General features: G+C 63.2%; 24 protein-coding genes, 1 other RNA gene and 1 pseudogene. 14 read left to right on the top strand and 12 right to left on the bottom strand.

Annotated features, from left to right (window positions below; translation table 11 throughout):
* The first annotated feature begins 25 nt into the window (after window positions 1-25).
* Window positions 26-643, top strand: a complete 618-nt coding sequence (locus tag NKI96_RS07305; RefSeq protein ID WP_023712418.1) for an MOSC domain-containing protein — start codon at window positions 26-28, stop codon at window positions 641-643.
* A 59-nt stretch (window positions 644-702) separates the two neighbouring features.
* Here the strand turns inward: NKI96_RS07305 and NKI96_RS07300 are convergent, their stop codons facing one another.
* Together NKI96_RS07300 and NKI96_RS07295 are read right to left on the bottom strand one after the other, a co-directional pair.
* Window positions 703-1,545, bottom strand: coding sequence for an SDR family oxidoreductase (locus tag NKI96_RS07300; RefSeq protein WP_352803532.1), 843 nt, complete (start codon window positions 1,543-1,545; stop codon window positions 703-705).
* Window positions 1,546-1,690: 145 nt separating this feature from the next.
* Window positions 1,691-2,653, bottom strand: coding sequence for a D-amino acid aminotransferase (locus tag NKI96_RS07295; RefSeq protein WP_023668243.1), 963 nt, complete (start codon window positions 2,651-2,653; stop codon window positions 1,691-1,693).
* A gap of 152 nt (window positions 2,654-2,805) precedes the next feature.
* On the opposite strand from NKI96_RS07295, the gene NKI96_RS07290 reads away from it, so the two are divergent.
* On the top strand, window positions 2,806-3,312 hold the full coding sequence (locus NKI96_RS07290; RefSeq protein WP_352803530.1) for a hypothetical protein: 507 nt from the start codon (window positions 2,806-2,808) through the stop codon (window positions 3,310-3,312).
* A 6-nt stretch (window positions 3,313-3,318) separates the two neighbouring features.
* On the opposite strand, the gene NKI96_RS07285 is transcribed toward NKI96_RS07290, so the two are convergent.
* Together NKI96_RS07285 and tsaA are read right to left on the bottom strand one after the other, a co-directional pair.
* Window positions 3,319-3,633 carry a DUF2293 domain-containing protein gene (locus tag NKI96_RS07285; RefSeq protein WP_023668245.1) on the bottom strand — a complete coding sequence of 105 codons (315 nt, stop codon included), beginning with the start codon at window positions 3,631-3,633 and terminating at the stop codon, window positions 3,319-3,321.
* A complete protein-coding gene (tsaA, locus tag NKI96_RS07280; protein WP_027050634.1) occupies window positions 3,630-4,136 on the bottom strand; it encodes a tRNA (N6-threonylcarbamoyladenosine(37)-N6)-methyltransferase TrmO in 507 nt (168 codons plus the stop codon). Before tsaA ends, NKI96_RS07285 begins: the two co-directional genes overlap by 4 nt.
* Window positions 4,137-4,303: 167 nt before the next feature.
* Here tsaA and NKI96_RS07275 point away from each other — a divergent pair, with 167 nt between their 5' ends.
* Together NKI96_RS07275 and metF are read left to right on the top strand one after the other, a co-directional pair.
* Complete coding sequence (locus tag NKI96_RS07275; protein WP_023682157.1) at window positions 4,304-5,326, top strand: ArsR/SmtB family transcription factor; 1,023 nt, start codon at window positions 4,304-4,306, stop codon at window positions 5,324-5,326.
* Window positions 5,326-6,243: a methylenetetrahydrofolate reductase [NAD(P)H] gene (metF, locus tag NKI96_RS07270; protein ID WP_023682156.1), complete on the top strand. Its 918-nt coding sequence runs from the start codon at window positions 5,326-5,328 to the stop codon at window positions 6,241-6,243. The genes NKI96_RS07275 and metF overlap by 1 nt, the downstream gene beginning before the upstream one ends.
* 449 nt (window positions 6,244-6,692) lie before the next feature.
* Here metF and NKI96_RS07265 read toward each other — a convergent pair whose 3' ends face one another.
* Window positions 6,693-7,610, bottom strand: coding sequence for a DMT family transporter (locus tag NKI96_RS07265; RefSeq protein ID WP_352803528.1), 918 nt, complete (start codon window positions 7,608-7,610; stop codon window positions 6,693-6,695).
* Window positions 7,611-7,819: 209 nt separating this feature from the next.
* Here NKI96_RS07265 and NKI96_RS07260 point away from each other — a divergent pair, with 209 nt between their 5' ends.
* Window positions 7,820-9,040, top strand: coding sequence for an alanine racemase (locus tag NKI96_RS07260; protein ID WP_023668250.1), 1,221 nt, complete (start codon window positions 7,820-7,822; stop codon window positions 9,038-9,040).
* Here the strand turns inward: NKI96_RS07260 and NKI96_RS07255 are convergent.
* Window positions 9,037-9,768, bottom strand: a complete 732-nt coding sequence (locus tag NKI96_RS07255) for an SDR family oxidoreductase (RefSeq protein ID WP_352595297.1) — start codon at window positions 9,766-9,768, stop codon at window positions 9,037-9,039. The two genes, NKI96_RS07260 and NKI96_RS07255, sit on opposite strands and share 4 nt — an antisense overlap.
* A 131-nt stretch (window positions 9,769-9,899) precedes the next feature.
* On the opposite strand from NKI96_RS07255, the gene NKI96_RS07250 reads away from it, so the two are divergent.
* A complete protein-coding gene (locus tag NKI96_RS07250; RefSeq protein ID WP_352595299.1) occupies window positions 9,900-10,799 on the top strand; it encodes a LysR family transcriptional regulator in 900 nt (299 codons plus the stop codon).
* 53 nt (window positions 10,800-10,852) lie between these two features.
* On the opposite strand, the gene NKI96_RS07245 is transcribed toward NKI96_RS07250, so the two are convergent.
* On the bottom strand, window positions 10,853-12,082 hold the full coding sequence (locus tag NKI96_RS07245) for a lytic murein transglycosylase (protein ID WP_352803526.1): 1,230 nt from the start codon (window positions 12,080-12,082) through the stop codon (window positions 10,853-10,855).
* Between the two features lie 32 nt (window positions 12,083-12,114).
* Complete coding sequence (locus tag NKI96_RS07240) at window positions 12,115-12,912, bottom strand: glycoside hydrolase family 25 protein (protein ID WP_023712425.1); 798 nt, start codon at window positions 12,910-12,912, stop codon at window positions 12,115-12,117.
* A 283-nt stretch (window positions 12,913-13,195) separates the two neighbouring features.
* On the opposite strand from NKI96_RS07240, the gene NKI96_RS07235 reads away from it, so the two are divergent.
* The gene (locus tag NKI96_RS07235) at window positions 13,196-14,575 is read left to right on the top strand and encodes a serine hydrolase domain-containing protein (RefSeq protein WP_352803523.1); all 1,380 of its coding nucleotides are present in this window, start codon (window positions 13,196-13,198) and stop codon (window positions 14,573-14,575) included.
* Between the two features lie 112 nt (window positions 14,576-14,687).
* Here NKI96_RS07235 and NKI96_RS07230 read toward each other — a convergent pair.
* The 3 genes and pseudogenes from NKI96_RS07230 to NKI96_RS07220 form a co-directional block, all read right to left on the bottom strand.
* Window positions 14,688-15,344: pseudogene (locus NKI96_RS07230) on the bottom strand (class I SAM-dependent methyltransferase); the annotation flags it as partial.
* Complete coding sequence (locus tag NKI96_RS07225; RefSeq protein WP_352803520.1) at window positions 15,341-16,639, bottom strand: BtaA family protein; 1,299 nt, start codon at window positions 16,637-16,639, stop codon at window positions 15,341-15,343. The gene NKI96_RS07225 and the pseudogene NKI96_RS07230, both read right to left, overlap by 4 nt.
* Before the next feature lie 31 nt (window positions 16,640-16,670).
* On the bottom strand, window positions 16,671-20,630 hold the full coding sequence (locus NKI96_RS07220) for a hydantoinase B/oxoprolinase family protein (RefSeq protein ID WP_352803518.1): 3,960 nt from the start codon (window positions 20,628-20,630) through the stop codon (window positions 16,671-16,673).
* A 177-nt stretch (window positions 20,631-20,807) separates the two neighbouring features.
* Between NKI96_RS07220 and NKI96_RS07215 the strand changes: the two genes are divergently transcribed.
* From NKI96_RS07215 to NKI96_RS07185, 7 genes are all read left to right on the top strand, one after another.
* Window positions 20,808-21,005 (top strand): hypothetical protein, encoded by a 198-nt coding sequence (locus NKI96_RS07215; protein ID WP_023668260.1) that lies wholly within the window; start codon window positions 20,808-20,810, stop codon window positions 21,003-21,005.
* Between the two features lie 209 nt (window positions 21,006-21,214).
* The gene (locus NKI96_RS07210; protein WP_023668261.1) at window positions 21,215-21,934 is read left to right on the top strand and encodes a J domain-containing protein; all 720 of its coding nucleotides are present in this window, start codon (window positions 21,215-21,217) and stop codon (window positions 21,932-21,934) included.
* Entirely contained in the window at window positions 21,931-22,698 is a 768-nt protein-coding gene (locus NKI96_RS07205) for an N-acetylmuramoyl-L-alanine amidase (RefSeq protein ID WP_352803516.1), read from the top strand. Before NKI96_RS07210 ends, NKI96_RS07205 begins: the two co-directional genes overlap by 4 nt.
* Window positions 22,699-22,881: 183 nt before the next feature.
* Window positions 22,882-23,586: a lytic transglycosylase domain-containing protein gene (locus NKI96_RS07200; protein WP_352803514.1), complete on the top strand. Its 705-nt coding sequence runs from the start codon at window positions 22,882-22,884 to the stop codon at window positions 23,584-23,586.
* A gap of 50 nt (window positions 23,587-23,636) precedes the next feature.
* Window positions 23,637-24,034, top strand: an RNA gene (gene rnpB / locus NKI96_RS07195) — RNase P RNA component class A.
* A gap of 180 nt (window positions 24,035-24,214) precedes the next feature.
* Window positions 24,215-24,499, top strand: coding sequence for a type II toxin-antitoxin system ParD family antitoxin (locus tag NKI96_RS07190; protein ID WP_352803511.1), 285 nt, complete (start codon window positions 24,215-24,217; stop codon window positions 24,497-24,499).
* Window positions 24,496-24,789 carry a type II toxin-antitoxin system RelE/ParE family toxin gene (locus NKI96_RS07185; protein ID WP_023668265.1) on the top strand — a complete coding sequence of 98 codons (294 nt, stop codon included), beginning with the start codon at window positions 24,496-24,498 and terminating at the stop codon, window positions 24,787-24,789. The genes NKI96_RS07190 and NKI96_RS07185 overlap by 4 nt, the downstream gene beginning before the upstream one ends.
* 9 nt (window positions 24,790-24,798) lie before the next feature.
* On the opposite strand, the gene NKI96_RS07180 is transcribed toward NKI96_RS07185, so the two are convergent.
* Window positions 24,799-25,914: a cystathionine gamma-lyase gene (locus tag NKI96_RS07180; protein WP_352803508.1), complete on the bottom strand. Its 1,116-nt coding sequence runs from the start codon at window positions 25,912-25,914 to the stop codon at window positions 24,799-24,801.
* Window positions 25,915-26,314 lie beyond the last annotated feature (400 nt).

Below are 26,314 nucleotides of genomic sequence, written 5' to 3'. Positions count from 1 at the left end.
GGGCTTGATTCAAGGACAGACGGCGATGCTGGATCTCTTCCCCGAGGCCGAAAGTCCGGTCGAAATCATTCCTGCAAGAAAACTCGCCGCTAAGGTCGCTGCCCTCTACGTGGCGTCGTTCGATCATTTTCAGACGCGCTCGGTGGAAGAATTACAGCTCGGTTTCGAAGGCATCGACGGCGACTTCCACGCCGGCGCCACCCGTCGTTCCGGCGGTCGCGAACCCTGGTATCCGCGCGGCACCGAAATCCGCAACGAGCGGCAGATATCAATCGTAGCAGCGGATGAACTCGCCGTCGTTGCCGAGCGGATGGGGCTGGCCGAGATCAAGCCGGAATGGATCGGCGCCAATCTGCTGATCGAAGGCGTGCCGCATCTCTCGATGCTGCCGTCAGGCACGCTGCTGTTCTTTAGAGGTGGCGTGACGATCAAGGTCGATGCGCAGAACGGGCCTTGCCGGCTTGCTGGACGTTCGATCGCCGAAAACGCCGGGATGGCCGATCGGGAGGCCGGCGCGCTGGCCTTCCCGAAGGCGGCGAAACGGCTGCGCGGCCTCGTTGCCTGGGTCGAGAAACCGGGTCGTATGACAACAGGGGAAGAGATCTCGGTGCGCGTGCCCGAGCAGTGGATTTATCGATCCTAGTACCGGGCTAGGGCACGGGCTGCGCCGCCGGGGCGACGCAGCCGGATTTCAAGACGCGCTCAGGCCGCCTTGCGGTTCTTCTTGGCGCCCTGCGCCTCGACGGAAACGTGGTCCCACTTTTCCCACAGCGCGATGCGGTTGGCGTATTCCTGCTTGATCATCGGCAGGCCGCCATCGCCGAAGAAGACGCGCAGCGGCGGCTCGGCCGCGTCGACGATTTCAAGCATCGCCGGTCCGGTGGCCTCGGGGTCGCCGGCGACCGAGTTGGCGCGGCGTTCCGCCATCTTGGCGCGGGCCGGCGCGTAAGCCTCGATCGCTTTGGAGACCTTGGCCGAGGCGCCGGACCAATCGGTGGAGAAGCCGCCCGGTTCGACAAGCGTCACATGGATGCCGAATTCGGCGACCTCGATGCTGAGCGACTGGCTGAAGGCTTCGAGCGCCCATTTCGAGGCATGGTAAAGGCCGAGCGAGGCGAAGGCGTTGACGCCGCCGATCGACGAGATCTGGATGATATGGCCGGAGCCCTGCGCCCGCATGATCGGCAAAGCCGCCTGTGTGACCCAGAGCGCGCCGAACACATTGGTTTCGATCTGGTCGCGAGCTTCCTGTTCGCTGACTTCCTCGATGGCGCCGAAATGGCCATAGCCGGCATTGTTGATGACGACGTCGAGCCGGCCAAAGCGCTTGTGCGCCTCGGCGATGGCCGCATCGACAGCCTCCTTGTCGGTGACGTCGAGCTTGATCGCGGCGACATTATCGCCATATTTCGCGACGAGATCGGCGAGCGTGCCGGCATCGCGCGCGGTTGCGGCGACACGGTCGCCGCGAGCGAGTGCGGCCTCGGCCCAGACTCGGCCAAAGCCTTTCGACGATCCGGTGATGAACCAAACCTTGCTTGTCATGACGTGGAATCCTTGCCCATGCGGGCCGTGAACTGGGAAGCGGAGGCTTCTCCGCTTCCGCGATATACGGTGCGTCGAGCGATTTTCCAGAGGCGAGGGGGAATCTTTTTGGTCACGTCATCGTGTGGAGCAGGACCTTCGCCGGTCAGGGATAGCGCACCGGGCTCGACCAGGCCGGGTCGTCATGCTTTTGCCAGTAGAGCGCCATCAAGCGCTTTGTGATCCCGCCTATCTTGCCGTCGGCGACAGCAGCGCCGTCGATCACTGTCACCGGCATGATGCCGCCGGCGGTGGAAGTGATGAAGACTTCGTCGGCAGCCTTCAGCGCGGCAACGCTGACGTCGACGGCCGTGGTGGGAAGCGCTGCCTCGGCGCAGAGGTCGAAGACGGTGCGCCTGGTGATGCCGGGCAGCACGCCGGCGGCTGGCGTCGACAGCCTGCCGTCCTTGACGCAGAACACGTTGAAGCCGGGGCCTTCGGCGACATTGCCGTTGAAGTCGAGAATCAATGCGGTTTCGGCCCCACGGTCATAAGCGTCGTAGAGGCCGCGCACGAGGTCGAGCCAGTGGTAGTTCTTGATCGCCGGATCGATCGAGACCGGCGGAATGCGCACCTTGTCGCTAATGGCGACATGCAGGCCGCGCCGCAACTGCTCGGCATTGGCGACCGAGCCGAAGGGAACTGCGAAGGCCATGAAGCGGTTGACCGCCTGGCGCGGATCGCGGCTGAAGGTCGGCGAGGCGCCGCGTGTGCACAGCATTTCGACATAGGCGGCGCGATGGCCCGACAGCGCCACGCAATTGTGCAGAATCTCGGCCACACCATCGCGGTCGGACGGGATCGTCATGCGCAGTTTTTGCAAGCCGGCGAAGAAGCGGTCGAGATGCAGGTCGAGTCGGAAGAAGCTCCCGTCCCAGACATGCACGGTGTCGTAGGTGGCGTCGGAATGCAGAAAGCCCCAATCCAGCACCGAGATCTTGGCTTGCGACATCGGCAGATACTGACCATCGAGAAAGGCGATGCCGTCGGGATAGGAATGCGGATCGATATGGCGATCCGACAAAGCCGGCAATGGCACAATGCTACCGGCTGCTGCGCTTCGGTTCATGGCGATTGGTCCCTTCGGCTTGATGCGGCAGATTCAAGCTAGTGGTCCCCTGCAGGCGGCATAGGGCCACCCAACCATCGCTGTTTGTCCTAGGTAGCACATTCGATATGCCCTATGGTCCGGCTTGAAAATATCCGGCCGGGAGGGGCAAAATGGGCAGATCTTTTCGGACCATCAGCTTTGCAATTTTCCTCGTCTTCGTCACTGGCCATGCCTTCGCGCAATGCGCTCGCGAGGGCGAGGCGCTGTGCCAGAACGGCCAGACCTATCGTTGCGAGAAGACGGGCAGCGAGCTGACGCCGATCTTTCAGAACGTGCCTTGCGTGGTCAACGCGGCGGGGCTCAACGGCGTCTGGACCGGCAGCGGTCATCAAAGTCCGGCCGGTGCTGCCGGCGCCGATTGGGCGATCGCAATGACAATCGGCGATGGCGCCGCGTCGATCGACTATCCGTCGCTCGGCTGCGGCGGATCGTTGACCCAGATTTCTCGCGACGACAGTTCGGCGGAATACCGGGAAAACATCAGCTACGGCCAGGACAAGTGCATCGACGGTGGCGGCATCGCCGTCCGATTTTTCAAAGGGAACCTGTCCTGGACCTGGGTTGGCCAGGCCGACGGCCAGCCCTACAATGCGGTTGCCGTATTGAAGCGACGGTAGCTGAAGTTATTCCTCTTCGTCCTCTGCATCGAGCAGGCGCGTGGCGCGCCAACGGGTCAGCACCATGTTTGTTTGCTCGATGACGAAGAACCGCGCCGAGTCGCGGTCATAGCCCTCGGCCAGCAGCTTTTCATAGTCGGTATGGCCGTGCCTGATATGGGCGATCGTCGCCAGCCAGACCGCGATGCCCGGCGGCAGCGTCTTCATGTGCACGGCGCCGGCCTCGGTGCGAATTTTCTCCATATCGGCATAGGGCGCCAGGGGCAGCAGTGCGGTCAGCGCCTTGGCGATGGCGCGGCGGCGGCCGGTGGGCGCGCTCATTTTTCGTCACGCCCGGCAATGGTCGCCTCGGGAAAGGCGTCGGTCGAGGCGAAATAGGGCTTGATGTCGATCACCGGGGTGCCGTCGAGCACATCGATGGCGTCGATGGCGATGCGGCCGTGGTCGATGTCGACGGCGATCAGGCCGGCGATATGCAGCCCGACTGGGTTCGGCCGGGCAGGGGAGCGCAGCGAGAAAACGCCTTTCGGCTCAGCCGCATGGCGGGGTCTCTGGACAATCAGTGCCCGCGGCGCGTGATGCAGCCAGGACAGGATGACGATGTGGCTGGCCCGCTCCAGCGCAAGCAGGCCGTCGCGATAGGGTGGGTCGATGAGAACGGTGGCCGCCTGTCCTGTCTCGCGCGCCGCGCGCATGTTCTTCGGGCAGGTTTGCCTGGATGTCCATGGCGAGGCGATGCGGCCGATGAACACGATATGGCCATCCGCCGGCATGTCAGCCGGGTCGGTCTGCAGGAGCTTTTCGCCGTCGCGCGTCTCGAACATGGCTTTCGCCCTAGCACAAGTTTCCAGCCGATCGTCAGGGAAAAGCGGTTCTCTCAGGCGGGGACCATGTGTGCGGCATTTTCTTGTCAGGAAGCGACATAGGCCTTGCCATGTCGTCAAAGCTGACATAAACATATGTTTATATCTTTTTCAACGAGAACGCGCCGATGCATGTTTCGCTCGATACGATGGTGGATACGTTGAAGGCTGCGGCCGAATCGAGCCGGCTGCGCATCCTGGCGCTGCTGTCGCGCGGCGATCTCACCGTGTCCGACCTCACCGAGATCCTCAGCCAGTCGCAACCGCGGGTGTCGCGGCATTTGAAGCTGCTGCTGGAGGCCGGGTTGATCGGCCGCTACCAGGAGGGCTCCTGGGCCTTCTTCCGGCTGTCGGATACGGATTCCGCGCGCGACTTCGTCATGGGGCTGGTCTCTGGCATTCGCGGCGCCGATCCACAGGTCGAGCGCGATCTCGAGCGGTTGGCATCGGTCAAGCGCAAGCGCCAGGACCGTGCCGCCGAGTATTTCTCCGAGAACGCCGCCAGCTGGGATCACATCCGCTCGCTGCATGTGCCGGACCGCGCGGTGGAAGCCGCACTCCTCAAGCTGGTCGGCAAGCGGCCATTCCAGTCGATGCTAGACCTCGGCACCGGTACCGGGCGGCTGCTGGAGATATTTTCGCCGCTCTACCGGCGCGGTGTCGGCATCGACATGTCGCGCGAAATGCTGACGGTGGCGCGGGCCAATCTCGACAAGGCAGGCATCGCCAATGCCCAGGTCCGCCAAGGCGACATTTTCGCGCCGCCGGTCGAGCGCGACGCCTTCGACCTCGTCACCATCCATCAGGTGCTGCACTATCTGGACGATCCCGCCCGCGCCATCCGCGAGGCGGCAAGGCTGCTGCGCCCGTCGGGCCGGCTGGTGATCGTCGATTTCGCGCCGCATGCACTGGAATTCCTGCGCGACCAGCATGCGCATGTCAGGCTGGGCTTTTCCGACCGCCAGATCTCCGAATGGTTTGCCGATGCCGGGCTCGATCTCGAGGATGCCCAGGAATTCGAGCCGCGCGGCGGCAACGAAGCCAGGCTCACCGTCAAGCTGTGGCTCGGCCGCGACCGCCGCATGCTGATCGCCGAGCCTTCAAATGACACCCAACCCACCAAAGCGTACCCTATGGGGGAAATCGCCTGATGAACCAGTTCCGCTTTTCCCGCCGTCCCGACATTGGCGACAAGGTCCGCGTCTCCTTCGAGTTCTTCCCGCCGAAGACCGACGAGATGGAAGCCAGGCTCTGGGACACCGTCACCAGGCTGGAGCCGCTGAAGCCGAGATTCGTCTCGGTGACCTATGGCGCCGGCGGTTCGACGCGTGAGCGCACGGCCCGCACGATCAAGCGCATCCTGAACGAGACGACGCTGACGCCGGCGGCGCACATGACCTGCGTCGACGCCGCCCGCCATGAGGTCGACGCCGTCGTCCGCGAATTCGCCGACATGGGCGTGAAGCGCTTCGTTGCGTTGCGCGGCGATCCGGCGGCGGGTGTCGGTACGGCCTACCGGCCGCATCCCGATGGCTATGCCAATGGCGCCGAACTTGTCGGAGCGCTGAAGGACGCCGGCGATTTCGACATCTCGGTCTCGGCCTATCCCGAAAAGCATCCGGAAAGCCCCGACTTCGCCACCGACTTCGACATGCTGAAGCGCAAGGCCGACAATGGCGCGACGCGGGCGATCACCCAGTTCTTCTTCGACAACGATCTCTACGAGCGTTATGTCGAGAAGGCGCGCCGTGCCGGCATCTACATCCCGATCGTGCCCGGCATCCTGCCGGTGCACAATTTCACCCAGGTCGCCAATTTCTCGGCGCGCTGCGGCGCGCTGGTGCCGGCATGGCTGGCCGAGCGTTTCGAAGGGCTGCACAACGATCCGCAGACGCATGCGCTCGTGGCGTCTGCCGTGGCGGCCGAGCAGGTGCTCGATCTCGTCGAGCGCGGCGTCAGCGACTTCCATTTCTACACCATGAACCGGGCCGACCTGGTGTTTGCCATCTGCCATATGATCGGCATCCGCTCCCACGAAACAGAGGCAGCTGGATCCGCCGCCGCCTGAGCTTCATCGTGGTATGAAATCTGAAATGCAAAAGGCCGGGCGAAACACCCGGCCTTTCGAATTTGTGGGCTATTGCTGCTGTTCTTCCGCTCCGGCGGTTACGGAAGAACACCTATGATAAGGGCGCCAATGAAGGCAAATGCAGCACAGATCATCAATGCGTTGATTGGCCTCGTAAGTCCCATGTCATAGTCTCCTCTTCAAGAGCTATGGGTGGAGTCTAGGGGCATTTGTGCCACAGGCAAGCGGAAAATATGCTGCAATGCGACGCGATTGTGGAATTTGCGACCTGCCACCTGTCGTTAAGCGTTGAAACTCTTCGGCAAAAGCCGCTGGCAGCCTGTGAATAAATTGTGACGCCGCCGTGGCGAAAGCGAGGCATGGCAGCGCTACCAGACCTAAAGCGCGTCGTTGTCCCAAAACCGCTGCGCACTTTTGGTCGACAGGCATTAGCGCCGACCAAACAACCGCCCGTCGATCGTCACCAGGCCAAGCGCGATCAGTGCCATGCCGCAGAACTCGAACAGAGCGAGCCGCTCGCCGAGGAACAGGAGGCCGAGCAGGATGGCGCTGGCCGGGACGATGAGCGTGACCAGCGAGGCGTTGGTGGCGCCGGCCGAGGCGACGAGGTTGAAATAGAGGATGTAGGCGAAGGCGGTGGAGAGCAGCGCCAGCGCCAGCACCGCCGTCCAGACCGGCGGCGAGGCCGAGAACAGGCCGGCCGGGCCATAGGTGAGCAGCACCACCGGGATCATGATGATGGTCGACGCCGTCAATTGTCCGGTGGCGATGACCGGCGAGGGCACGCCCTTGAAGCGGCGGGCAATCATCAGCGCGACGGCGTAAGACAGCGAGGCGCCGATCAGCGCGAATTTCGCCCAGACCGGGCCGCCGAGCCCGGCCAGCAGGCCGGGGCCGATCATGACAGCGGTGCCGGCGATGCCGAACCCGATGCCGGCAAGCTTGTTCCAGGAGAGCTTTTCGTCCGCCGTCAGCGCGTTGGCGAGGATCAGCGTCCAGAACGGCGTCGTCGCGTTGAGCACCGAGGCGACGCCGGCGCCAAGCGCGGTCTGGCCGGCAAAGATCAGCGAGAACGGGACGACATTGTTGGCGAGCGCCAAAAGGAAAAACAGGCCGGCATGCGGGAAGGCGAGGCGGAAGGACGGACCGCGAATGCCGAGATAGAGCTGCAGTGCAATGGCCGCAATGGCAACGCGAAACAGAACCAGCACCAGCGGGTGCATTTCGGCAACGGCGATGCGGGCAAAGAAGAACGAGCCGCCCCAGATGGCGCCGAGCAGCAGAAGCTGTCCCCAGTCCCTCAGCGTCATCGGTCCGCGCTGCACGGCTGTCGTGGCTATTGCCATTGTGAACGTCCTTCCCCGCGGCATCAATGCCAGCCACTCAGGCAGAAGGCATATCGGGTCCGGCGACAAGAGCCACCCGAAACCTGATTGCTGGCAACAGTGCTGCCAGGAGGGTGTGCCGCTGGGTCAGTGCCGCCAGACACAGAATTGTTTTCTTTGGCCGCTAGCTTGGATAATTGTGCGCAGCCGAGAAGTCAGGGGATTCGTCCATGCAGCGATTCGAGAATGCCCGCGAGGCGGCGCTGGCGCTTCGGCCGGACGATCCGGTCTACTGCTTTCGCCCGCAGGTGCTGAAGGCGGATGCCAAACAGTTCATGGGCATGTTTCCCGGCAAGACCGCCTACGCAGTCAAGACCAATGGCGAGCAGATCGTGCTGAAGGCGCTGGTCGAAGCCGGCGTCACCGCTTTCGATGTGGCCTCGCCCGGCGAGTTCGCCGCAGTTCGCGCCGTCTCACCCGACGCCGAGATGCTCTACATGCATCCGGTCAAGGCGCAGTCGGACATCAAGCTTGCGCTGGAAAAATACGCCATCCGCGTCATTTCGCTCGACCATGAGGACGAGATCACCAAGCTGACGCGGGTGGTGCGGGCGCTTGACATCGATCCGGGCTCCATCAGCGTGTTCGTGCGCATCCAGACCAAGGGCTCGGCGGCCTATGAACTGTCAAAGAAATTCGGCGCCGGGCCGGCCTATGCTGTGGAACTCGCCGAGCGACTCAACCGCACCGGCTACAAGGTCGGCCTGTGCTTCCATGTCGGCAGCCAGATCGAGGATCCCGACACCTATGAGCGGGCGCTGGCCTCCGCCGATTGGGTGCGCAACCGGCTGACCTTCGACATTGCGGGCCTCGATGTCGGCGGCGGCTTTCCCGCCGAGTACGGCCATGACCCCAATCGCAAGCAGATCGAGATGCCGTCGCTCGGCCAGATCATGTCGCGGCTGTCGGGCGACCTGAGGGAATACCAGTTCGACCAGATCCCGTTGGTGGCCGAGCCCGGCCGGGTGATCGTGGCGCGCTGCCTGTCGCTGATCGTGCGGGTGCTGCTGCGCAAGGGCAAGCGGCTCTACATCAATGACGGCATCTGGGCGTCGCTGTCGGATTCTTGGACCGGCAAGATCACACTGCCGGCCCGCTTCATCCCCGATCCGGCGATCCGCTCGCGCAATGGCGAGGAGAAGAACATCGTGCCGTTCAAGGTCTGCGGCGCGACCTGCGATTCCGTCGACATCCTGTCGCGGCCGTTCTGGCTGCCGGAAACCGTCGACACCGGCGACTGGATCGAGATCGGCCATATCGGCGCCTATTCGCTGTCGCTGAGAACCCGCTTCAACGGCTTTTATCCCGATACCTTCGTCGAGGTGACGACGCCGTTTGACGAAGGCGATGCGCCGCAGGGATTCGCCAGCCTGGAGACGATGGCGGACTAAGCGACCCCGCCACCGGCCTGGATATTCTCGCCGGTCAGCCAGCGGGCCTCGTCGCTGGCCAGGAAGACCGCGACATCGGCAACGTCGCGGGGCGCGCCGATCCTGCCAAATGGAGACATGCCGGCCGCCACGGCGCGATCGCGCTCGGGAAGCAGGTCCGTGTCGGTGAAGCCAGGCGACAGCGCATTCACCGTGATGCCGCGCGGTCCGAGTTCACGCGAGAGCACACGGACGAATTGTTCGACGGCGCCCTTGCTGCCGAGATACAGCGCCGTTTGCGTGAAGAACATCTTGGTGCCGCCGGTGGAGACCGCGATGATGCGGCCGCCGTTTCGCACACGGCGCGCTGCTTCCTGAAGCACGAAGAACGTGCCCTTGGCATTGGTGCCGAAGACATGGTCGAAATCGGCTTCGGTTGCCTCGGTCAGAGGCTTGATGACGGCGACGCCGACATTGGCAACCACGATGTCGACCGCGCCGAACTCACTCTCAGCCTCGTCAAACAGGCGATGAATATCCGAGACGCTTGATATGTCGGCCTGGACGGCGATCGCCTTTCCTCCCTTGCCGGCGATGGCGGCCACGACCTCGTCAGCGGCTTCGTGGTTGCCGACATAGTTGACGACGACGGCAGCGCCCTTGGAGGCGAGTCCTTCGGCGATGGCTCGCCCAATGCCGCGCGAACTGCCGGTGACGAGTGCGGTTTTGCCTTGCAAGGACTTGGGCATGATACGTTTCCTTCAATCATTCAGGCCCGTGCCGGTTTCATCTGACGGGTCCGCTAGTCGAGAAATAGGGCCCTGCAACTGATCAGATAATGGCCTATTATCTGACTAGCTTGTTAATCTAGGGATACACAATGCGCGGTTCTGAATTCACCGAGTTCAAGGCATTCGCCGCAATCGTGGAAGAGCGTAGTTTCGTCCGCGCCGCCGCCCGGCTGCGTGTTTCCCCGCCGGCGCTCAGCCAGTCGATCCGGCAACTGGAGGCTCGCATCGGCGTCAGGTTGCTGAATCGGACGACGCGTAGTGTTTCACCCACTGGTGCTGGCGAGACGCTGTTTGCGCGCCTTGCCGTTGCGTTCGAAGAGCTGGAGGGCGCCGTAGCGGACATTCATGCCGCGCGTGATCGGCCGGCGGGTTCGCTACGAATAAACGTGCCGCGTGTTGCCGCGGTGCGGTTCATCGGCCCGATCCTTGGCGACTTCCAACGCGCCTATCCTGATATCGCGCTGACCGTCATCGTCGACGATACCCTGACCGATATCGTCGAGGGCCGGTTCGACGCCGGGATCCGTCTCGGCGAGCGGCTGCAGAAGGACATGGTGGCGGTCAAGCTCAGCGACGATTTGCAGATGGCGGCGGTGGCCGCCCCGGCCTACCTTGAGGGCCGCGCAACTCCCCGTCATCCCCAGGATCTGCACCAGCACCAATGCATCAACTTCCAATGGCCGGGCGGCGGCAACCTCTACCGGTGGGAGTTTTCTCGCGGCAAGCGGGTTTTGGAAATTGCTGTTCAGGGCAGCCTGACTGTCAACGACACCGAGCTGATGCTGAAGGCGGCGCTGGGTGGAGCAGGCGTCGCCTACATGATCGACTATCAGGTCCAGTCGTGGATCGATGCGGGCAGGCTGATGAGATTTCTAGAGCCCTGGTCGCCCAGCTTTCCAGGCTTCTTCCTGTATCACCCGAGTTCGAGGCACGTCCCCCCGGCTTTGCGGGCATTTGTCGACTTCGTCCGGGCAAGGAGTAGGGAATAGGGAATTCGGCTTGGGGAGCTTCTACTCCCAACCCCAACGCCTACTCACTCTCTTCACAACTTCCCCAAAAGCTCCGGCGTTGGCCAGCCGTCGACCGGCATGCTGAGCCGCATCTGTTCCTTGCGGATGGCTTCGCGGGTGTTGGTGCCCAGAATGCCGTCGACGGTGCCGACGTCATAGCCCCTGGCTTCGAGCTTGGTCTGCAATTCCTTCATCTGGTCGCCATTGAGACCGGTTTCGGGATTGCGCGGGTCGAACTGCTTTGCCCCGGCCAGCCGGCTGGCGAAGTTGGCGGCGGTCAGCGCGTAGGTGAAGGACTGGTTCCATTCGAGATAGACGTCGAAATTGTCATAGGCGAGGAAGGCCGGACCTTTGCGGCCCATCGGCAGTGCCAGGCCGGCCTTCAGGCCATTGTCGATCAGCGGCGTGCCATCGGGGTTGGTGACGCCCCAGGCGGCCCATTGCGACAGCGGCAGCTTGTTGGTGCGGCCGGTCTGCTCCCAGGGCATGTCCTCGGGCACGCGCACTTCCTCGATCCAGGGCTGGTCGCGTTTCCAGCCGCGCGACAGCACCTTGTTGGCCGTGGTCATGATTACGTCGGGTACGCTGCGCCTGAGGTCGACGATGCCGTCGCCGTCGCCGTCGACGCCGCGCGCCAGATAGTCGGAAGGCAGGATCTGCGTCTGGCCGATCTCGCCGGCCCAGGCGCCGGTGACGTCGGCCGGAACGACACCGCGATCGATCAGCGTCAACAGCGGCACCAGTTGCGGCCGAAACAGCTGCGGGCGGCGGCAGTCATGCGACAGCGTCACCAAGGCGCTCAGCGTGTGGAAATCGCCCTGTACGGCGCCGAAATCGGTCTCCAGCCCCCAGAAGGCGGTGATGATCGGCGCCTGGACACCGAACTGCTGGTCGGCGCGCGCAAAGATTTCGGCGTATTTCTTCAGATTGGCCGCGCCCTGCTTCAGCCGGTAGGCCGAGATCATGCGGTTGGAGAACTGGATGAAGGTCTGTGCGAAGACGCCCTGGGCGCGGTCACGCGCCAGCACCTTGTCGTCGACGGTGGCGGCTTCCAGTGCGTCAAGGCCCACAGCGCCGACACCGGCCGCCTTGGCTTCCGCCGCCACGCCTTGCTTCCAGGTTTCGAAGTCGCCGCCGCATTCCTGCGCCCCCGCCGGCATCGCCGTAGCGCCGAGCAGCAGGGCCGCGAGCAGCCCGGAGCGCAGGCGGCTCTTCGACTGTTTCCGGCGTAAATATCCCAGTGGTTGCAGGTAGGTGCGCATGGGACGTCGAAAAGCAGGCGGCAGAGCCGGTGTCAACGGGTGTTCTGCCGCAGCCACTTTTTCCAGGCTGACTCAGTGCCGTTGAAGACGTTGATATCGGACTTGCCGGTCATGCCGGGAACGATACCGGTTCCGGTGTATTGCCAGAAGGCGAAGGGGTGGCTGCCGTACTTCTGGCGGGGGTGGCCGGCGACCGAGCGCAGCCAGTAGGGATAGCCGCGGAAGGTCGAAAGGTCGTTATCGTCGAAGAAGTCGACCGAGGTGTAGATGATCGGCTTCTTGCCATAGTGCCGCTCGATCATCTCGAGAAAGGTGGTCATTTCGGCCCGCACCGTTGCCGAATCCGGGCGCAGCCGGCAGGTCGGCGATTGCGGGTTCCACTCCATGTCGAGCACCGGCGGCATGGCCGAGCGGTCGACGGGCACGTTCTGGATGAACCAGCGCGCCTGGGTGGCGGCCGGCGTGCAGAAATAGAAGAAATGGTAGGCCGCGCGCGGAATGCCATTGGCCTTGGTGCGCGACCAATGCTCGTTGAAATACTCGTCGAAACGGTCGCCGCCCTCGGTCGCCTTGATGAAGGCGAAGGAGATGCCGCTGGCCTTGGCCGTCGGCCAGTCGACCGAGGTCTGGTATTTGGAGACGTCGGTGCCGTGAACGGCATAGTTCCAGGGCGCGCCGCTATCCCATTCATGCGGCTTGGAGTCTTCGAAACGCGGTGCGCGCACGGCAACCGTCGGGCTGCTGGATGGCGACATCGAGGGCACGAGATCGCTGGCGGTCGAGCAGGCGGCCAGCAGCGTCAACGTGATGAGGGCCGCAAAACGGCGCATCGCATTTCCCGAGCCGGAATCAGCCGGTCGCTGTTGGGTTGTCGTTGCAGGTGCCCCTCAGGCGATCGCCCCACAGCATCGCCTGATACGCTATTTTCGTGCATGTCGTTGTCCCAAAACCGCTGCGCACTTTTGGGCGACATGCATCAGTGATCGCCGATCATGGTTGATAACAGGTTGACGGCGCTCGACAAGAACACCGATTGTGCGGAAGCAATGGCGGCAAATCGATGACATAAATCGGGCCGCAAGCCACGGCCAGCGGAAAAGCAGGGACGGAAAGATGCGGATCGCCGTGAAGATCATCAAATGGCTGCTCGGCCTGGTCGTGTTGGCCATAGCCGCCCTGTTTACCTGGCTCTACATCGCGCCGCCCGACCTGATCCGGGTCGGTTCCGGTTATTCCGCCAAGATTGTCTGCTCCAATGTTTTTATCGCCGGCCGTGATCCCAATGAGGTGCTTGCCATCGACGTGCAGGCGCCTGGCCATCCGCTTCTCAGGCTGATGAAGGTGTCGGTCGACAAGAACAGGGGGACCGTCTCGGCCGGGCTGCTTGGCTTCCTCGGCAAGAGCGTTGCCGTTGCGCGCGCCGGCCTGGGTTGCGCGTCGGTTCCCGATGGCGACGTCGGCAAGGCACGGCGCACGTCAATCCCTGCCGAGGCGTCGGCGGCCACCAAGGGCGATCTGTGGCCCGAGGCAGATCGAGTCGACGCCTCGCAAAATCCCGAAATCAACAAGATCCTCGACGGTGCGGCAATGACCGGCATCGGCATGCGCGCCGTGGTGGTGGTCAAAAACGGCCGCATTGTTGCCGAGCGTTATGGCGACGGCTTTTCGGCGAAAACGCCGCTGCTGGGCTGGTCGATGACCAAGGCGGTCAACGCCGCGCTCGTCGGCACGCTGGTCAAGGACGGCAAGATGGCGGTGACCAATCAGGGTCTGTTCGGCTCATGGAAGGCGGACGGCCGCGCCGCCATCAGCCTTGCCGATATGATGGCGATGTCGAGCGGACTCGAGTTCAACGAGGATTATGGCGACGTTGCCGATGTGACGCGCATGCTCTACCTCGAACCGGATATGGCGGGCTTCGCCGAGGCCAAGCCGCTGACCGGCGACGTCGGCAAGGTCTTTTCCTATTCGAGCGGCACGGCGGTGATGCTGTCGCGGCTGTGGCAGGATGCTATCGGCGACAAGGACAAGGCGCTGATGTGGCCAAGGACAGCGCTGTTCGGGCCGCTCGGCATGCAGAGCGCGGTGCTCGAAACCGACGAGGAGGGTACCTTTGTCGGCTCATCCTACCTCTATGCCACGGGGCATGACTGGGCGCGGTTCGGCCAATTCCTGCTGCAGGGCGGCGTCTGGAACGGCAACCAGATCCTGCCGGCCGGTTTCGTCGACTGGATGTGCGAACCGGCACCGGCCTCGAAAGTCTACGGCAAGGGGCAACTTTGGATCGAAGCCCCGGGGGACGAAGGAAATCCCGGCGCCGGCGTCGCCGCCGGACTGCCCAACGATACCTACTGGATGGAGGGCCATGACGGCCAGACGATCGCCATCATCCCGTCGGAGCAACTGGTGGTGGTGCGGCTGGGGTTGACGCCGGCCAAGCTCGGCTACCGGCCGCAGGTGATGGTCGGCGCGCTGATGAAGGCACTGCGCTAGCTCCCTTACCCTCCCTTGATGGGGAGGGTCGGCGCGTAGCGCCGGGGCGGGGTGCCTGGCCACCCGCGCCTTCGGCGCGACCTCCCCCATCGGGGGGGAGGTAAGAGTGCGCGATCTTGACGACCGCCAGCCAGGCATAGCCGCGATAAAGCGCGCGGAAACAGAAGCTTGCGCCGGTTCGCCGAGATTCCGATTCCAAGACTTCGCGCAATGATTCACGTGGCGTGACATGGAATTTCTTGAGCCAGCCGCGCAGCAATGTCCGGAACCAGTTGGGCAAGCCTTCCTGCTGGCCGAAATCGACGACATGCAGCGAGCCGCCGGGCGCGAGTGCCGCAAGGGCTGCCGAAACCGTCTTTTCCCAACCGGGGATCATCGACAGCGAATAGGACACGAAGATGCGGTCGAAGCGCTCGACGCCGAACAGCGTCTTGGCGTCGAAATCGGTGGCGTCGCCGCGCGCCAGCACGGCGCGGCCGGACAGGCCGTCGCGGCCGATCGCCTTGCTCGCCGTCTCCAGCATCTCGGCCGAGATGTCGAGGCCGTAGAGGCGGGCGTCGGGATAGCGGCGGGCGGCAAGCGCGATGTTGCGGCCGGTGCCGCAGCCAAGTTCGAGCACTCTGCCATTCGCCGGCACATCCAGCCCGGATATCATCTGGTCGCGGCCAAGCAGATAGTATTTGCGGGTCAGGTCGTAGATATGGCGTTGCCAGCGATAGACGCCGTCCATCAGTTCGGCATGGTCGGCCGGCAGCTCGCTCGCGCTCATGCCGCGCGCTTCACATAGAGGTGGAAGCCGCCATAGATGGCCGAGCGGTCGCGGGCCGAACAGTCGCGCGAGGCCTCGTCCTCGTAGGTCCACTGGTCGAGCAGCGAGATCGAGACGCGGCCCGGCAGCAGGCTGGGCTCGGCGGCGGTACGGAAGATGACTCGGGCGCCGACCGAGGCGGTGCGGGTGATCTCCGACCAAAGGGCATTGAGCTGGTCGTTCGTCATCCAGTCCTGCGCGTCGAGCAGGACGAAACGGTCGACGGTGCCTGCGTCCTTGCCGGCCAGAAATTCGATCAGATTGGCGTGGTGGATGCCGACGCGATCGACATTGTTGCGGATCGCCTTGTAGTTGGCCTCGTCTAGATAGGCGGGCAGGGCGGCCTCACCCGGATTGGGATAGCGACGGGCGAAGGCTTGCCAAGCGAAGTAGTTGTTCTTCAGCGGAAAATCGCAAGCGAGCTTTTCCAGCCGGGCCTTCAGCACGCTGGCCATCGAACCATCGCCCGAGGTGATCAGCGAATCGTACTGCGCCGGCGGAATGCCGAGGCCGAACAGCGAAGCCTTGCGCGAGGTAGCCCAGCGCAACAGCTTCTTGTCGAAGACCGGCGCCAGCTCTTCGTTGAAGAAGCGGCGCTGGTCGGCGAGGCTCTTCGACGCCATGATACCGGCGGGATCGACGCCGAAGAATTTGGCGATGCGGTGGCCCATGGCGATGAACAGGCCGAGCAGGCCGGTCTGGTAGAAATTGCGGTCGAAGACGGTGATGCGCCGGCGGCCGCGCCAGCTGCGACGCTCCCAATAGTGGCGGCTGACCGGGTCGAGATGCGGCGCGATGAAGCGGTCATAGGCTTGCGAATTGTGGTTGGTGTCGGCGGCGCCGAAGAAACGGAACAGATCGCCCTGCGAGGGCAGATGCCGCACCGCCTCCAGCTTCATCCGGTTCAAGGCGATGTGGGCGGCGTTGAGGTCGACCGCATCGACGCGTTCAGGCGAGCGGGTGAGGTAGGCGAGGATGTTGCAGCCGCCCGACGCTATGGTGACGACGCGGTGGCCCTGGCCAAGCTGCATGGCCTCCATGTCGACTTCAGGGTCTTCCCAGATCTGCGGATAGACGAGACCGGAAAACAAGAGGGCGAACAGCCGCTCCGAGATGCCGGCCTTCGACAGCGGGCGGTTCTGGTAGACGGCTTTTCCAACTTCCTTGCCGCGGCGAAAAACGAGATCCGAGGAGACGTCCGTCATGGCAAAGTGATTCCCCATTTGCTTTGCCGCAAGCGGGTAACTCACGGGCATGACAGGCGGGTGACAGGCTGTTGACGCGAGTTCAGGCCTTGCCAAATCCCCCCGGTGTCGGCGTTGTCAGGATGACGGCGTCGCAGGCGTCGAGCACGGTCTGGTCGCAGGCCTTCAGCGTCTCGACGCTGCCGTCCTGGCGGCGGACCTTGGTCGAGCCGACCTCGCCGTCACTGCCGCCGTCGAGGCCTTGCGGCGGGCGGTTGCGGTGCGAGGACAGGATGGCGCATTCCATCTTTTCGAGGAAACGGATCGTCCGCCTGGTGCCGTCGCCGGCGCTCCATTCGCCTTTGCCGCCGGAGCCTTCGCGAATGTGAAAATCCTCGAGCAGCACGGGAAAGCGCAATTCCAGCACCTCCGGGTCGGTCAGGCGCGAATTGGTCATGTGGGTGTGGACGCCGGATGTCCCGGCAAAGCCGCGGCCGGAGTTCATCCGGCCTGACGGCGAGCCGGAGCAGATGGTCTCGTAATACTGGTACTGCTTGTTGCCGAAGGTCAGGTTGTTCATCGTGCCTTGCGCATTGGCCATGGCGCCCATGGCTCCGAACAGCGCGTTGGTGACATGCTGCGAGGTCTCGACATTGCCGGCGACGACTGCTGCGGGGTAGGCCGGCTTCAGCATCGAGCCGTCGGGGATGATGATGTTGATGGGCCTGAGGCACCCGGCATTCATCGGGATCATGTCCTCGACCATGACGCGGAAGGCATAGAGCACGGCGGCGCGGGCGACGGGCTCGGGCGCGTTGAAATTGTTCTTCATGACAGGCGAGGTGCCGGTGAAGTCGACGGTCGCTTCGCTCTTTTGCCGGTCGACCGTGATCTTCACCTTGATCACCTGGCCGGTGTCGGTCGGGTATTCGTACTCGGAACTATCGGGCAGCCGCTCCAGCACGCGGCGCACGCTTTCGGCGGCGTTGTCCTGGACGTGACCCATATAGGCTTCGACGACGTCGAGGCCGAAATGGGAGACCATTTTGCGCAGTTCCGCCACGCCCTTTTCATTGGCGGCGATCTGCGCCTTTAGGTCGGCGATGTTCTGGTGCGGGTTGCGGGCGGGGTAGGGGTGGTCGGTGAGCAGCGTTTGCAGCTCCGCCTCGCGGAATTTTCCGCGATCGACGACGCGGAAATTGTCGAACAGCACGCCTTCCTCGTCGACCGTGGTGGCAAGCGGCGTCATCGAGCCGGGGGCAGTGCCGCCGATATCGGCATGATGGCCGCGTGAGGCTACGTAGAAGATTACTTCCTCCCCCCTTGAGGGGGAGGTGGCGGCGGAGCCGCCGGAGGGGGTCGTTGCGGCAGTGCACGACGCTCTTGTGGTGCCTTCTGAGAGGACCCCCCCCGGCCGCTGCGCGGCCACCCTCCCCTCAAGGGGGAGGGAAAACACCGGCGTCACCACGGTGATGTCGGGCAGATGCGTGCCGCCATTGTAAGGTGCGTTCAGCGCAAAGACGTCGCCGGGGTGGATGTCGCCGGAGTTCAGCCGGATGATGGTTTCGACTGAGCGATCCATTGAGCCGAGATGCACCGGCATGTGCGGCGCGTTGGCGACCAGCGCGCCGTGGCGGTCGAAGACGGCGCAGGAGAAATCCAGCCTTTCCTTGATGTTGACGGAATAGGCGGTGTTCTGCAGCGTAACGCCCATCTGTTCGGCGATCGACATGAAGAGGTTGTTGAAGACCTCCAGCATCACCGGATCGGCTTCGGTACCGAGGGCAGCCGTGCGAACTTTCCGTTCGGTGCGGCGGATGACGACGTGATTGAGGTTGGTGATTTCGGCCCGCCAGCCCGGCTCGACGACGATGGTCTGGTTCGGCTCGATGATCAAAGCGGGGCCTGCGATTAGGTTGGATGGGCGCAGATTTTCGCGACGATGGATGCCGGCCTCATGCCAGCGGCCCTCGGTGTAGATGCGCCGCGTTCCGGACGCACCCGCTTCAACCCTTGCCGGTCCGGCGGGCGCAACGGCTTCGGCCGTGGTCTCGACGATCTCGGCGCCTTCCACGCCAACGGTCTCGACGATCATCGGCTTGTCATCATAGACGAACCCGAACTGCGCCTTGTGGGCGATTTCGAAATCGCGCCTGGCCTGGAAGATCGAGTCGCCTTCGAAATTCACCGGCAGCGTGGTGTCGGTGCCGTCATAGCGGATGTGCAGCACCGGCTTTGCCGCAATCTTGTCCTCGGCGATGCCTTGCGCTACCAATTCGGCGATGACGGCTTTTTTCAACGTGCCGATGAGGCTGCCCATCTGGGTCCTGGATTCTTCGGCAAGCGGCTTCAGGAGCGCCTGCTGGCGCGACGCGAAAACCGACGACAGGCCGATACCATAGGCTGAGAGCAGACCGGAGAAGGGGTGGATCAGTACCGCCTCCATGCCGAGCGCGTCGGCAACCAGGCAGGCATGCTGGCCGCCGGCGCCGCCAAAACAGTTCAAGAGATATTCAGTGACGTCATAGCCGCGCTGCACGGAGATCTTCTTGATGGCATTGGCCATGTTTTCCACCGCGATGGTGACGAAGCCTTCGGCGACGGCTTCCGGCGTGCGGCCATCGCCGATTTCGACGGCCAGCGCAGCGAATTTTTTGCGCACGGCGGCCACATCGAGCGGCTGGTCCTGGCCTGGGCCGAAAATTGCCGGGAAGAAATCGGGCTGCAGCTTGCCCAGCATGACATTGGCGTCGGTGACGGCCAGCGGGCCGCCGCGCCGGTAGGCGGCGGGGCCAGGATTGGCGCCGGCGGAATCCGGGCCGGCGCGGAAACGGCCGGCTTCGTAGTGCAGGATCGAGCCGCCGCCGGCAGCGACGGTATGGATGCGCATCATCGGCGCACGGATGCGCACGCCGGCGACCTCGGTGTCGAAGGCGCGCTCATACTCGCCGTCATAATGGGCGACGTCGGTCGAGGTGCCGCCCATGTCGAAACCGATGACTTTCTCGAATCCGGCGAGTTTCGCCGTCTCGACCATGCCGACGACACCGCCGGCCGGGCCGGACAGCAGCGCGTCCTTGCCCTGAAACATGTCGGCGGCGGTAAGCCCGCCCGACGACATCATGAACATCAGGCGAGGGTTCTCCCTCCCCCTCGAGGGGAGGGTGGCGGCGAAGCCGCCGGGTGGGGTCGCCGCGGCAGTGCTCGACGCTTTGGTGGTGCCTCCTGAGAGAACCCCCTCTGTCGGCTTTGCCGACTGCCCTTCGCTATGGCTCCGGGCGTTCGTCGCTGAAAAAGCCAAATCGTTGGCTTTTTCTCGGCCTTTGGCCGACCGCTCCTCACCCCCCACAAGTGGGGAGATTGGCGTCGCGCCCAGTTCTCCCGCCACCCTTTGCACATAGCGCGACAGGATCGGCGACAGATAGGCATCGACCACGGTGGTGTCGCCGCGGCCGACCAGTTTGATCAGCGGCGAGACTTCATGGCTGACCGAGACTTGGCTGAACCCGATCTTGCGGCAGACTTTCGCCACCGCCTTCTCGTGGTCGGGATATTTCCAGGCATGCATGAAGACGATGGCCACCGCATCGATGCCGTCGGCCTTCGCCTGTTCGATGGCGGGCCGGCAGGCGGCGATGTCGAGCAAGCGCTCGACCTCGCCATTGGCGCGCACACGCTCGTCGATCTCGATGACTCGCTCGTAGAGCTGTTCGGGAAGGATGATCTCCTTGGCGAAGATGTCCGGCCGCGCCTGATAGGCGATCTTCAGCGCGTCGCGAAAGCCCTTGGTGATGAGCAAAAGCACACGGTCGCCCTTGCGCTCCAGCAGCGCATTCGTGGCAACGGTGGTACCCATCTTGACGTCACCGACCAGGCCCGGAGGAATAGCGGTGCCGGATTTCAGCCCCAGAAGCTCGCGGATGCCGGCTATGGCCGCGTCGGGATAGGCTTCGGGATTTTCCGACAGGAATTTCCTGGGATGCAAACCGCCTTGCGGATCACGTCCGATCACGTCGGTAAAGGTGCCGCCGCGGTCGATCCAAAAATCCCATTTCTTGTCCACGCAGAACTCCGGCATTGCATTTGGGTCCAGACTGTTAGTTCGGCATCGCCCGGCCCGCAATCGGTAGTGCGCGGATGTTACATCAGGAAACGCAACGTTACGAAACTCATGGCCGTTTGATGCATTTTGCCTTCGACCGTTCACCGCAACGTGAGCGTGTGTTGAAGGAGAGATGTCATGAAAAAGCTCATTCTTGCTTCCGTTTCCGCCCTGGCCCTGTTCGGCGTTGCCGCCTGCAGCGACAGCGGTACGGATAACACCACCACCCAGAGCACCAATCCGCCAGCCGCCGAGCCCATGAAGCCGGCGACGCCGGATGCACCGAAGCCTGCAGAACCGGCTCCGGCAACACCTGCTCCTGCCCCCGCGCAGTAGCAGCAGTCCCGGTCACTTTGACGTGACGAGAGAGGAGGCCGGCTTCGCGCCGGCCTTCCTGCGTTTAGGTCGATTCGGGGCTCAAGGGCCTTGAACCGGCTCTTTCCTACGGTTTGGGATCTGGCGCGTCGGTTGCTTGCGTAAATTCGGTCCACTCTGCGGCGCTGTCTTGGCTTGATAGCAATGGCCGGCGGCCCTAATAAGCGCTCATGTCGATTTGGGATCGCCTCGGCGACTTCATCACCCGCGTTTCATCTTCAGCCACGTCCGGCGTAGCCGATGTGGTTGAGGCCGTGCGCACGGTTTTCTCCGGTGACGCTGATCTGCGCCGGCGTGTTGCCTTCTCTGTGGCGATGATTGCGCTGTCAGCCAAGATGGCCAAGGCCGATGGCATCGTCACCCAGGACGAGGTTCGCGCGTTCCAGGAAATATTCGAGGTGCCGCGAGAACAGACCCGCAATGTGGCGCGGCTTTACGATCTGGCCAAGCGCGACGTCGCCGGGTTCGAGACCTATGCCGAGAGTATGGCGCAGATGTGCGGCTCGGGCCATTCGAACTGCGTCATGCTGGAAGACATACTCGACGGTCTGTTCCATATCGCCAAGGCGGATGGGCTGGTGCATGAGCGCGAAGGGATTTTCCTGCACCGTATTGCCGAGATTTTCCGCATCGACGAGGTGCACTACGAGGCCATCATGGCCAGGCACGTCAATCTCGGCGCCGGCGATCCCTATATCGTGCTCGGCATTGAGCGCGGCAAGCCGTTCGAGGAGGTCAGGAAGCGATACCGCAAGCTGGTCTCCGACAATCATCCGGACCGGCTGATCGCGCGCGGCCTGCCGCAGGAATTCATCAAGATTGCAACGACCAGGGTCGCGGCGATCAACGCGGCCTATGAAATGATCGAGCGGGGCCTCAGGCACGCATGACCGGCTTCTCGCCCGACGAGCCAAGCGCGGAGGTCAGGGTATCGCCGAATTTCGGCCCGCGGCGCGAAACGCTCAGGCCCGACATGATCGTGCTGCACTATACCGGCATGGCGACTGGTGCTGCCGCGGAAGCCTGGTTGTGCAACCCCGCAAGCGAAGTCTCGTCGCACTACCTCGTCCATGAGGATGGCCGCATCATCCAGATGGTGCGCGAAAGCGACCGCGCCTGGCATGCCGGTGCAAGTTCCTGGTTCGGTCGTCGCGACATCAACTCCTGTTCGGTCGGCATCGAAATCGTCAATCCCGGCCATTCGCTCGGCTATTCGGCCTTTCCCAAGCGGCAGGTGGAAGCGGTGATCGGGCTTTGCCTTGGTATCATCGAACGCCATTCCATTGCGGCGCAAAGGGTGCTTGCCCATTCCGACATCGCGCCGGGGCGCAAGATCGACCCAGGCGAGAAATTCCCCTGGAAGGCGCTGTTTGCGGCCGGGGTCGGCCATCTCGTGCCTGCGGCGCCGGTCCGGCGCGGCGCTGTGCTGAAAGCCGGCGATACCGGCGCCGAGGTCGAGGCACTGCAGTCGATGCTGGCGCTCTATGGCTATGGCGTCGAGATATCAGGTGTCTTCGACCGCCAGACGGAAATCGTCGTCGAAGCTTTTCAGCGGCATTTCCGACCACGCCTGGTGGATGGCGTCGCCGACGGCTCTACATCTAGCACGCTGCAAAGCCTGCTGACTTCCCTTAGGTCAGTTGCGTCTAAATAATCTTTTCCGGATATTCAAGTTACAGCCTGTCACTGAAAGTGAATTGCCTCGCCTTGTTCGACACAAATTCCGCCCTCAAAGGCAGTTCGTGCAAGTTATCGGACCTCCAGCCCCCGGATGCTCCGATATTGATTAGGCGTTGCTGCGTGAAGATCTTCGCGCGGCCAAACAGAACAGGACCACATGCAGAAATTGACCGTTGTAACGGCAGCTATTGCTGCCGGCGTAATGACTTTTGCCTTCAGCACGGCCGATGCCGCATCACTGAGCCAGAGGGCAGACCAGGGCTTCATCGCCGCACCCGCCAAGGCCACCATGACGAAGGCAAACCCGAAAGCAAAAAGGGCAACCACCGCGAAAGTGCGCAAAGCAGCCGTGGTGAAGGCCAGAAAAGCCACGGCCAAGAGGCATGTTAAGCGCAACAGGAAGAGTGTCGACCTGACGACGACCGCATCGATCCGCCCAAGCACCGCTGCGGAGTCGACTGCGGCAGGCGCGCTTGGCGGCCAGTATTCGGCAATCATTGCCCGCTATGCTGCGGCCGAAGGCGTGCCGGTGTCGCTGGCCCAGGCGGTCATCAAGATCGAGAGCAACTACCGGCCGAACATCGTCGGCAGCGCGGGTGAAATCGGCCTGATGCAGATCAAGCCGGCAACGGCGCGGATGATGGGGTATAGCGGCTCCGCCAAGGGTCTGTTCGATCCCGACACCAACATCAAATACGGCATGAAGTACCTTGCCATGGCGCGCAATCTCGGCGGCGGCACCACCTGCGGCACAATCCTGAAATACAATGCCGGCCATGCCGCGACGAGGATGAACCCGGTGTCGGCGGCCTATTGCGGCAAGGTCAAGGTGCAGTTGGCGGCATTGGGATCGCCGGCATAAGTCTGCTTTTTCATTTGCGTTTTGGAACGTGAACCCCTTTATACGCTCTGCCAGCTGGCCGGGCGGCCGCACCCGCAAAGCCGAAAGGCTGCGGGTGAGGAAAGTCCGGGCTCCATGGAGACACGGTGCCGGTTAATGGCCGGCGGGGGCGACCCCAGGGAAAGTGCCACAGAAAGCAAACCGCCACGATTTATCGGGGCAAGGGTGAAAGGGTGGGGTAAGAGCCCACCGCGCGACTGGCAACAGGAGCGGCACGGTAAACCCCACCGGGAGCAAGACCGAATAGGGACGGTGCGAGGGGAAACCTTCGAGGGCTGTTTCCGGCTCACCGTCCGGGTAGGTTGCGTGAGGCGCATGGCAACATGCGCCCAAGATGAATGGCCGCCACGTTCTCGCCCCGAAAGGGGCGAGGGCCATACAAAACCCGGCTTACAGGCCAGCTGGCAATTTCTCCCCCATATCGCGATTAATCCTTTGGATCAGCAGTCTGCGCCTTCGGGCGCAGCTGGCGATTCAGGTGCTTGAGCGATTGAATCAAGTACGCATGCTGGGGTCGAGACAAACGCATCCTTGAAGCTGGTACGATTTAATCGTACCATGATTGTCATGGTCTGATCAGGAGCGCATCATGGGTCACGTCGACAAACGCAGCATCACGCTTTCGCCGGAACTGGCGGCGGCGGTCGACGATGTCGTGGCCGCCGGCGAATATGCCTCGGCCAGCGAAGTCATCCGTGATGCGCTGCGGCAATGGAAAGACCGCCGCAATCTTCTCGGCTACACGGTCGAGGAATTGCGCAGGCTGATTCAGGAGGGGATCGACAGCGGACCGGCGGTGGACGGCCAGCCCTTCATGGACCGGCTGCGAGCCAAATATCACAGGATGTCGGAAGCTGCAGGCTCGGAAGAGTGAAATATCGGCTGCTTCCTCAGGCGATATCAGATGTCGAAGGCATCGGTGACTACATTGCGGAACATAGCCCAAAGGGAGCCATGCGCCTTGTGGACGCTTTGGAGAGGCGCTGGACACTGCTCACCTTGCACCCGTTCTCAGGTGCGCCGCGCGATGATATCGCGCCCGGCATTCGTCATCTGATCGTCGGCGAATATGTCACTCTGTATCGCATGGGCGAAGACGCGATCGAGATCGTCCGCGTTTTGCACGGCAGGCGCGATATTGGCGCCGACGACTTGGTGACCTAATCCACCAGTTCAGACGCCGATCTTGTCCAGCGATGCCTCGATCGCCTGCCAGAGTTCTTCCACCGGCTCGCAGCCCACCGACAGGCGCACGAAGCCGGGCGGAACCGAATCTCCTCGCTTGGCCCGCCGCTCGGCGGAGGTGTGGACACCCCCGAACGACGTTGCCGCCTGCATCAGCGTGCAGTTGTTGATGAAATCCTCGGCCTTGTCTTCGGAAGCGAGTTCGAAGGACATGAGGAAGCCGAAGCGCTCCATCTGCGCCCGGGCGAGGTTGTGCGACGAGTCGCCCTCCAGCCCGGGGTAGCGCAAGCCGCTAACGGCGCGATGGTCTTTCAGGCGCTTCGCGATCACCTCGGCAGAAGAACACATGCGGTCGAAGCGTACGTCCAGCGTCTCCAGGCCGCGATGCACCAGCCAAGCCTCGAACGGGCCGGGAATGCCGCCCGCGGTCTCGCGCCAGCCGGTGACGGCCGCGATGATATCTGGATTGCGGCTGGCGACATGGCCGAACAGCACGTCGGAATGCCCATTGGCCGCCTTGGTGTCGGCAGCAACGACAATGTCGGCGCCGAGATCGAGCGGGCGCTGGCCGAACGGCGTCATCGTAGTGTTGTCGACGACGACGATCGCGCCCGCTTGGTGCGCGGCCTCGGTGACGGCTGTGATGTCGCAAATGTCCAATCGCGGATTTGACGGGGTTTCAACGTAGACAAGGCGGTAGCCGCCGAAGCCGCCATCGAGGAATGTAGCTGTCGGCCGCAGATCATAGGCGACGCCGAAGGGCTTGAGGAAGCGTTCCGCCAGCGCCCGTGTGGCATGGTAGCCGTCCGAAGGCAAAAGCACGCGGTCGCCGGATTTCAACAGGCCGAAAAACACCGCCGAGATTGCCGCCATTCCGGATGGGAAGCCGACGCATGGCGCGTCTTCGAGATGCGCCAGCATGTGCTCGACTGCATCCCAGGTGGCGTTGCTGTAGCGGCCGTACTGGCTGTAGCCGGCGCCGTCGCCCGGGTTGTGGAAAATAGCGGCCATGGTCAGCGGCAATGGGATGGGGTCGCCTTTGGCAAGTCCGTCGCGCCGCAGATGGGCAAGGGAGGCCGCGCGGGACCTTGCTGTTTCGGACATGGATTTCTGACCTTGTTGCTCAGCGAAAAGACTGACGACGCTATTCGCGGCAGTGATGCGCGGCAAGCCGCTTCCGCTTGGGCCAGCCCGCTCTAAACGGTTCGTTAGGCTTAATGGGAGATAAAGACGGGAGTGTTGTCAGAGCTGCTCTCACCGGTTGTGGCGCGCGCGTTTGTGAAGCCTGTTCCCGTTGACGCCCATAGTGCCCCATGATATCCCATTTCGATACCAAAGCCTTCGTTCCGCGTCAGGGTAAAGCGTACGCCAATCGGGCAGCCGCGGCGGCTGTGCGTTTGCGGGGTTTTGCCGCTGGGACCGAAGCGGATTTTCGGCAGGGGACGCGCTTCGGCGCGGACGAAAACATGGAGAGGGGTGCGGCGGCGGAAGCGGCTGCAGCGTG

It is taken from the genome of Mesorhizobium sp. M0292, assembly GCF_040321695.1.
Lineage (GTDB): Bacteria > Pseudomonadota > Alphaproteobacteria > Rhizobiales > Rhizobiaceae > Mesorhizobium.
The sequence above is the reverse complement of the archived record's forward strand: the minus strand, read 5'-3'. Positions and strand labels throughout refer to the sequence as shown.

What these genes read in the sequence shown, in the direction of transcription:
- NKI96_RS07305 (WP_023712418.1), top strand. Translation starts at nt 26, where the DNA reads ATGCTGGATCTCTTCCCCGAGGCCGAAAGTCCGGTCGAAATCATTCCT.
- NKI96_RS07300 (WP_352803532.1), bottom strand. Translation starts at nt 1,545, where the DNA reads ATGACAAGCAAGGTTTGGTTCATCACCGGATCGTCGAAAGGCTTTGGC.
- NKI96_RS07295 (WP_023668243.1), bottom strand. Translation starts at nt 2,653, where the DNA reads ATGAACCGAAGCGCAGCAGCCGGTAGCATTGTGCCATTGCCGGCTTTG.
- NKI96_RS07290 (WP_352803530.1), top strand. Translation starts at nt 2,806, where the DNA reads ATGGGCAGATCTTTTCGGACCATCAGCTTTGCAATTTTCCTCGTCTTC.
- NKI96_RS07285 (WP_023668245.1), bottom strand. Translation starts at nt 3,633, where the DNA reads ATGAGCGCGCCCACCGGCCGCCGCCGCGCCATCGCCAAGGCGCTGACC.
- tsaA (WP_027050634.1), bottom strand. Translation starts at nt 4,136, where the DNA reads ATGTTCGAGACGCGCGACGGCGAAAAGCTCCTGCAGACCGACCCGGCT.
- NKI96_RS07275 (WP_023682157.1), top strand. Translation starts at nt 4,304, where the DNA reads ATGCATGTTTCGCTCGATACGATGGTGGATACGTTGAAGGCTGCGGCC.
- metF (WP_023682156.1), top strand. Translation starts at nt 5,326, where the DNA reads ATGAACCAGTTCCGCTTTTCCCGCCGTCCCGACATTGGCGACAAGGTC.
- NKI96_RS07265 (WP_352803528.1), bottom strand. Translation starts at nt 7,610, where the DNA reads ATGGCAATAGCCACGACAGCCGTGCAGCGCGGACCGATGACGCTGAGG.
- NKI96_RS07260 (WP_023668250.1), top strand. Translation starts at nt 7,820, where the DNA reads ATGCAGCGATTCGAGAATGCCCGCGAGGCGGCGCTGGCGCTTCGGCCG.
- NKI96_RS07255 (WP_352595297.1), bottom strand. Translation starts at nt 9,768, where the DNA reads ATGCCCAAGTCCTTGCAAGGCAAAACCGCACTCGTCACCGGCAGTTCG.
- NKI96_RS07250 (WP_352595299.1), top strand. Translation starts at nt 9,900, where the DNA reads ATGCGCGGTTCTGAATTCACCGAGTTCAAGGCATTCGCCGCAATCGTG.
- NKI96_RS07245 (WP_352803526.1), bottom strand. Translation starts at nt 12,082, where the DNA reads ATGCGCACCTACCTGCAACCACTGGGATATTTACGCCGGAAACAGTCG.
- NKI96_RS07240 (WP_023712425.1), bottom strand. Translation starts at nt 12,912, where the DNA reads ATGCGCCGTTTTGCGGCCCTCATCACGTTGACGCTGCTGGCCGCCTGC.
- NKI96_RS07235 (WP_352803523.1), top strand. Translation starts at nt 13,196, where the DNA reads ATGCGGATCGCCGTGAAGATCATCAAATGGCTGCTCGGCCTGGTCGTG.
- NKI96_RS07225 (WP_352803520.1), bottom strand. Translation starts at nt 16,639, where the DNA reads ATGCCCGTGAGTTACCCGCTTGCGGCAAAGCAAATGGGGAATCACTTT.
- NKI96_RS07215 (WP_023668260.1), top strand. Translation starts at nt 20,808, where the DNA reads ATGAAAAAGCTCATTCTTGCTTCCGTTTCCGCCCTGGCCCTGTTCGGC.
- NKI96_RS07210 (WP_023668261.1), top strand. Translation starts at nt 21,215, where the DNA reads ATGTCGATTTGGGATCGCCTCGGCGACTTCATCACCCGCGTTTCATCT.
- NKI96_RS07205 (WP_352803516.1), top strand. Translation starts at nt 21,931, where the DNA reads ATGACCGGCTTCTCGCCCGACGAGCCAAGCGCGGAGGTCAGGGTATCG.
- NKI96_RS07200 (WP_352803514.1), top strand. Translation starts at nt 22,882, where the DNA reads ATGCAGAAATTGACCGTTGTAACGGCAGCTATTGCTGCCGGCGTAATG.
- NKI96_RS07190 (WP_352803511.1), top strand. Translation starts at nt 24,215, where the DNA reads ATGGGTCACGTCGACAAACGCAGCATCACGCTTTCGCCGGAACTGGCG.
- NKI96_RS07180 (WP_352803508.1), bottom strand. Translation starts at nt 25,914, where the DNA reads ATGTCCGAAACAGCAAGGTCCCGCGCGGCCTCCCTTGCCCATCTGCGG.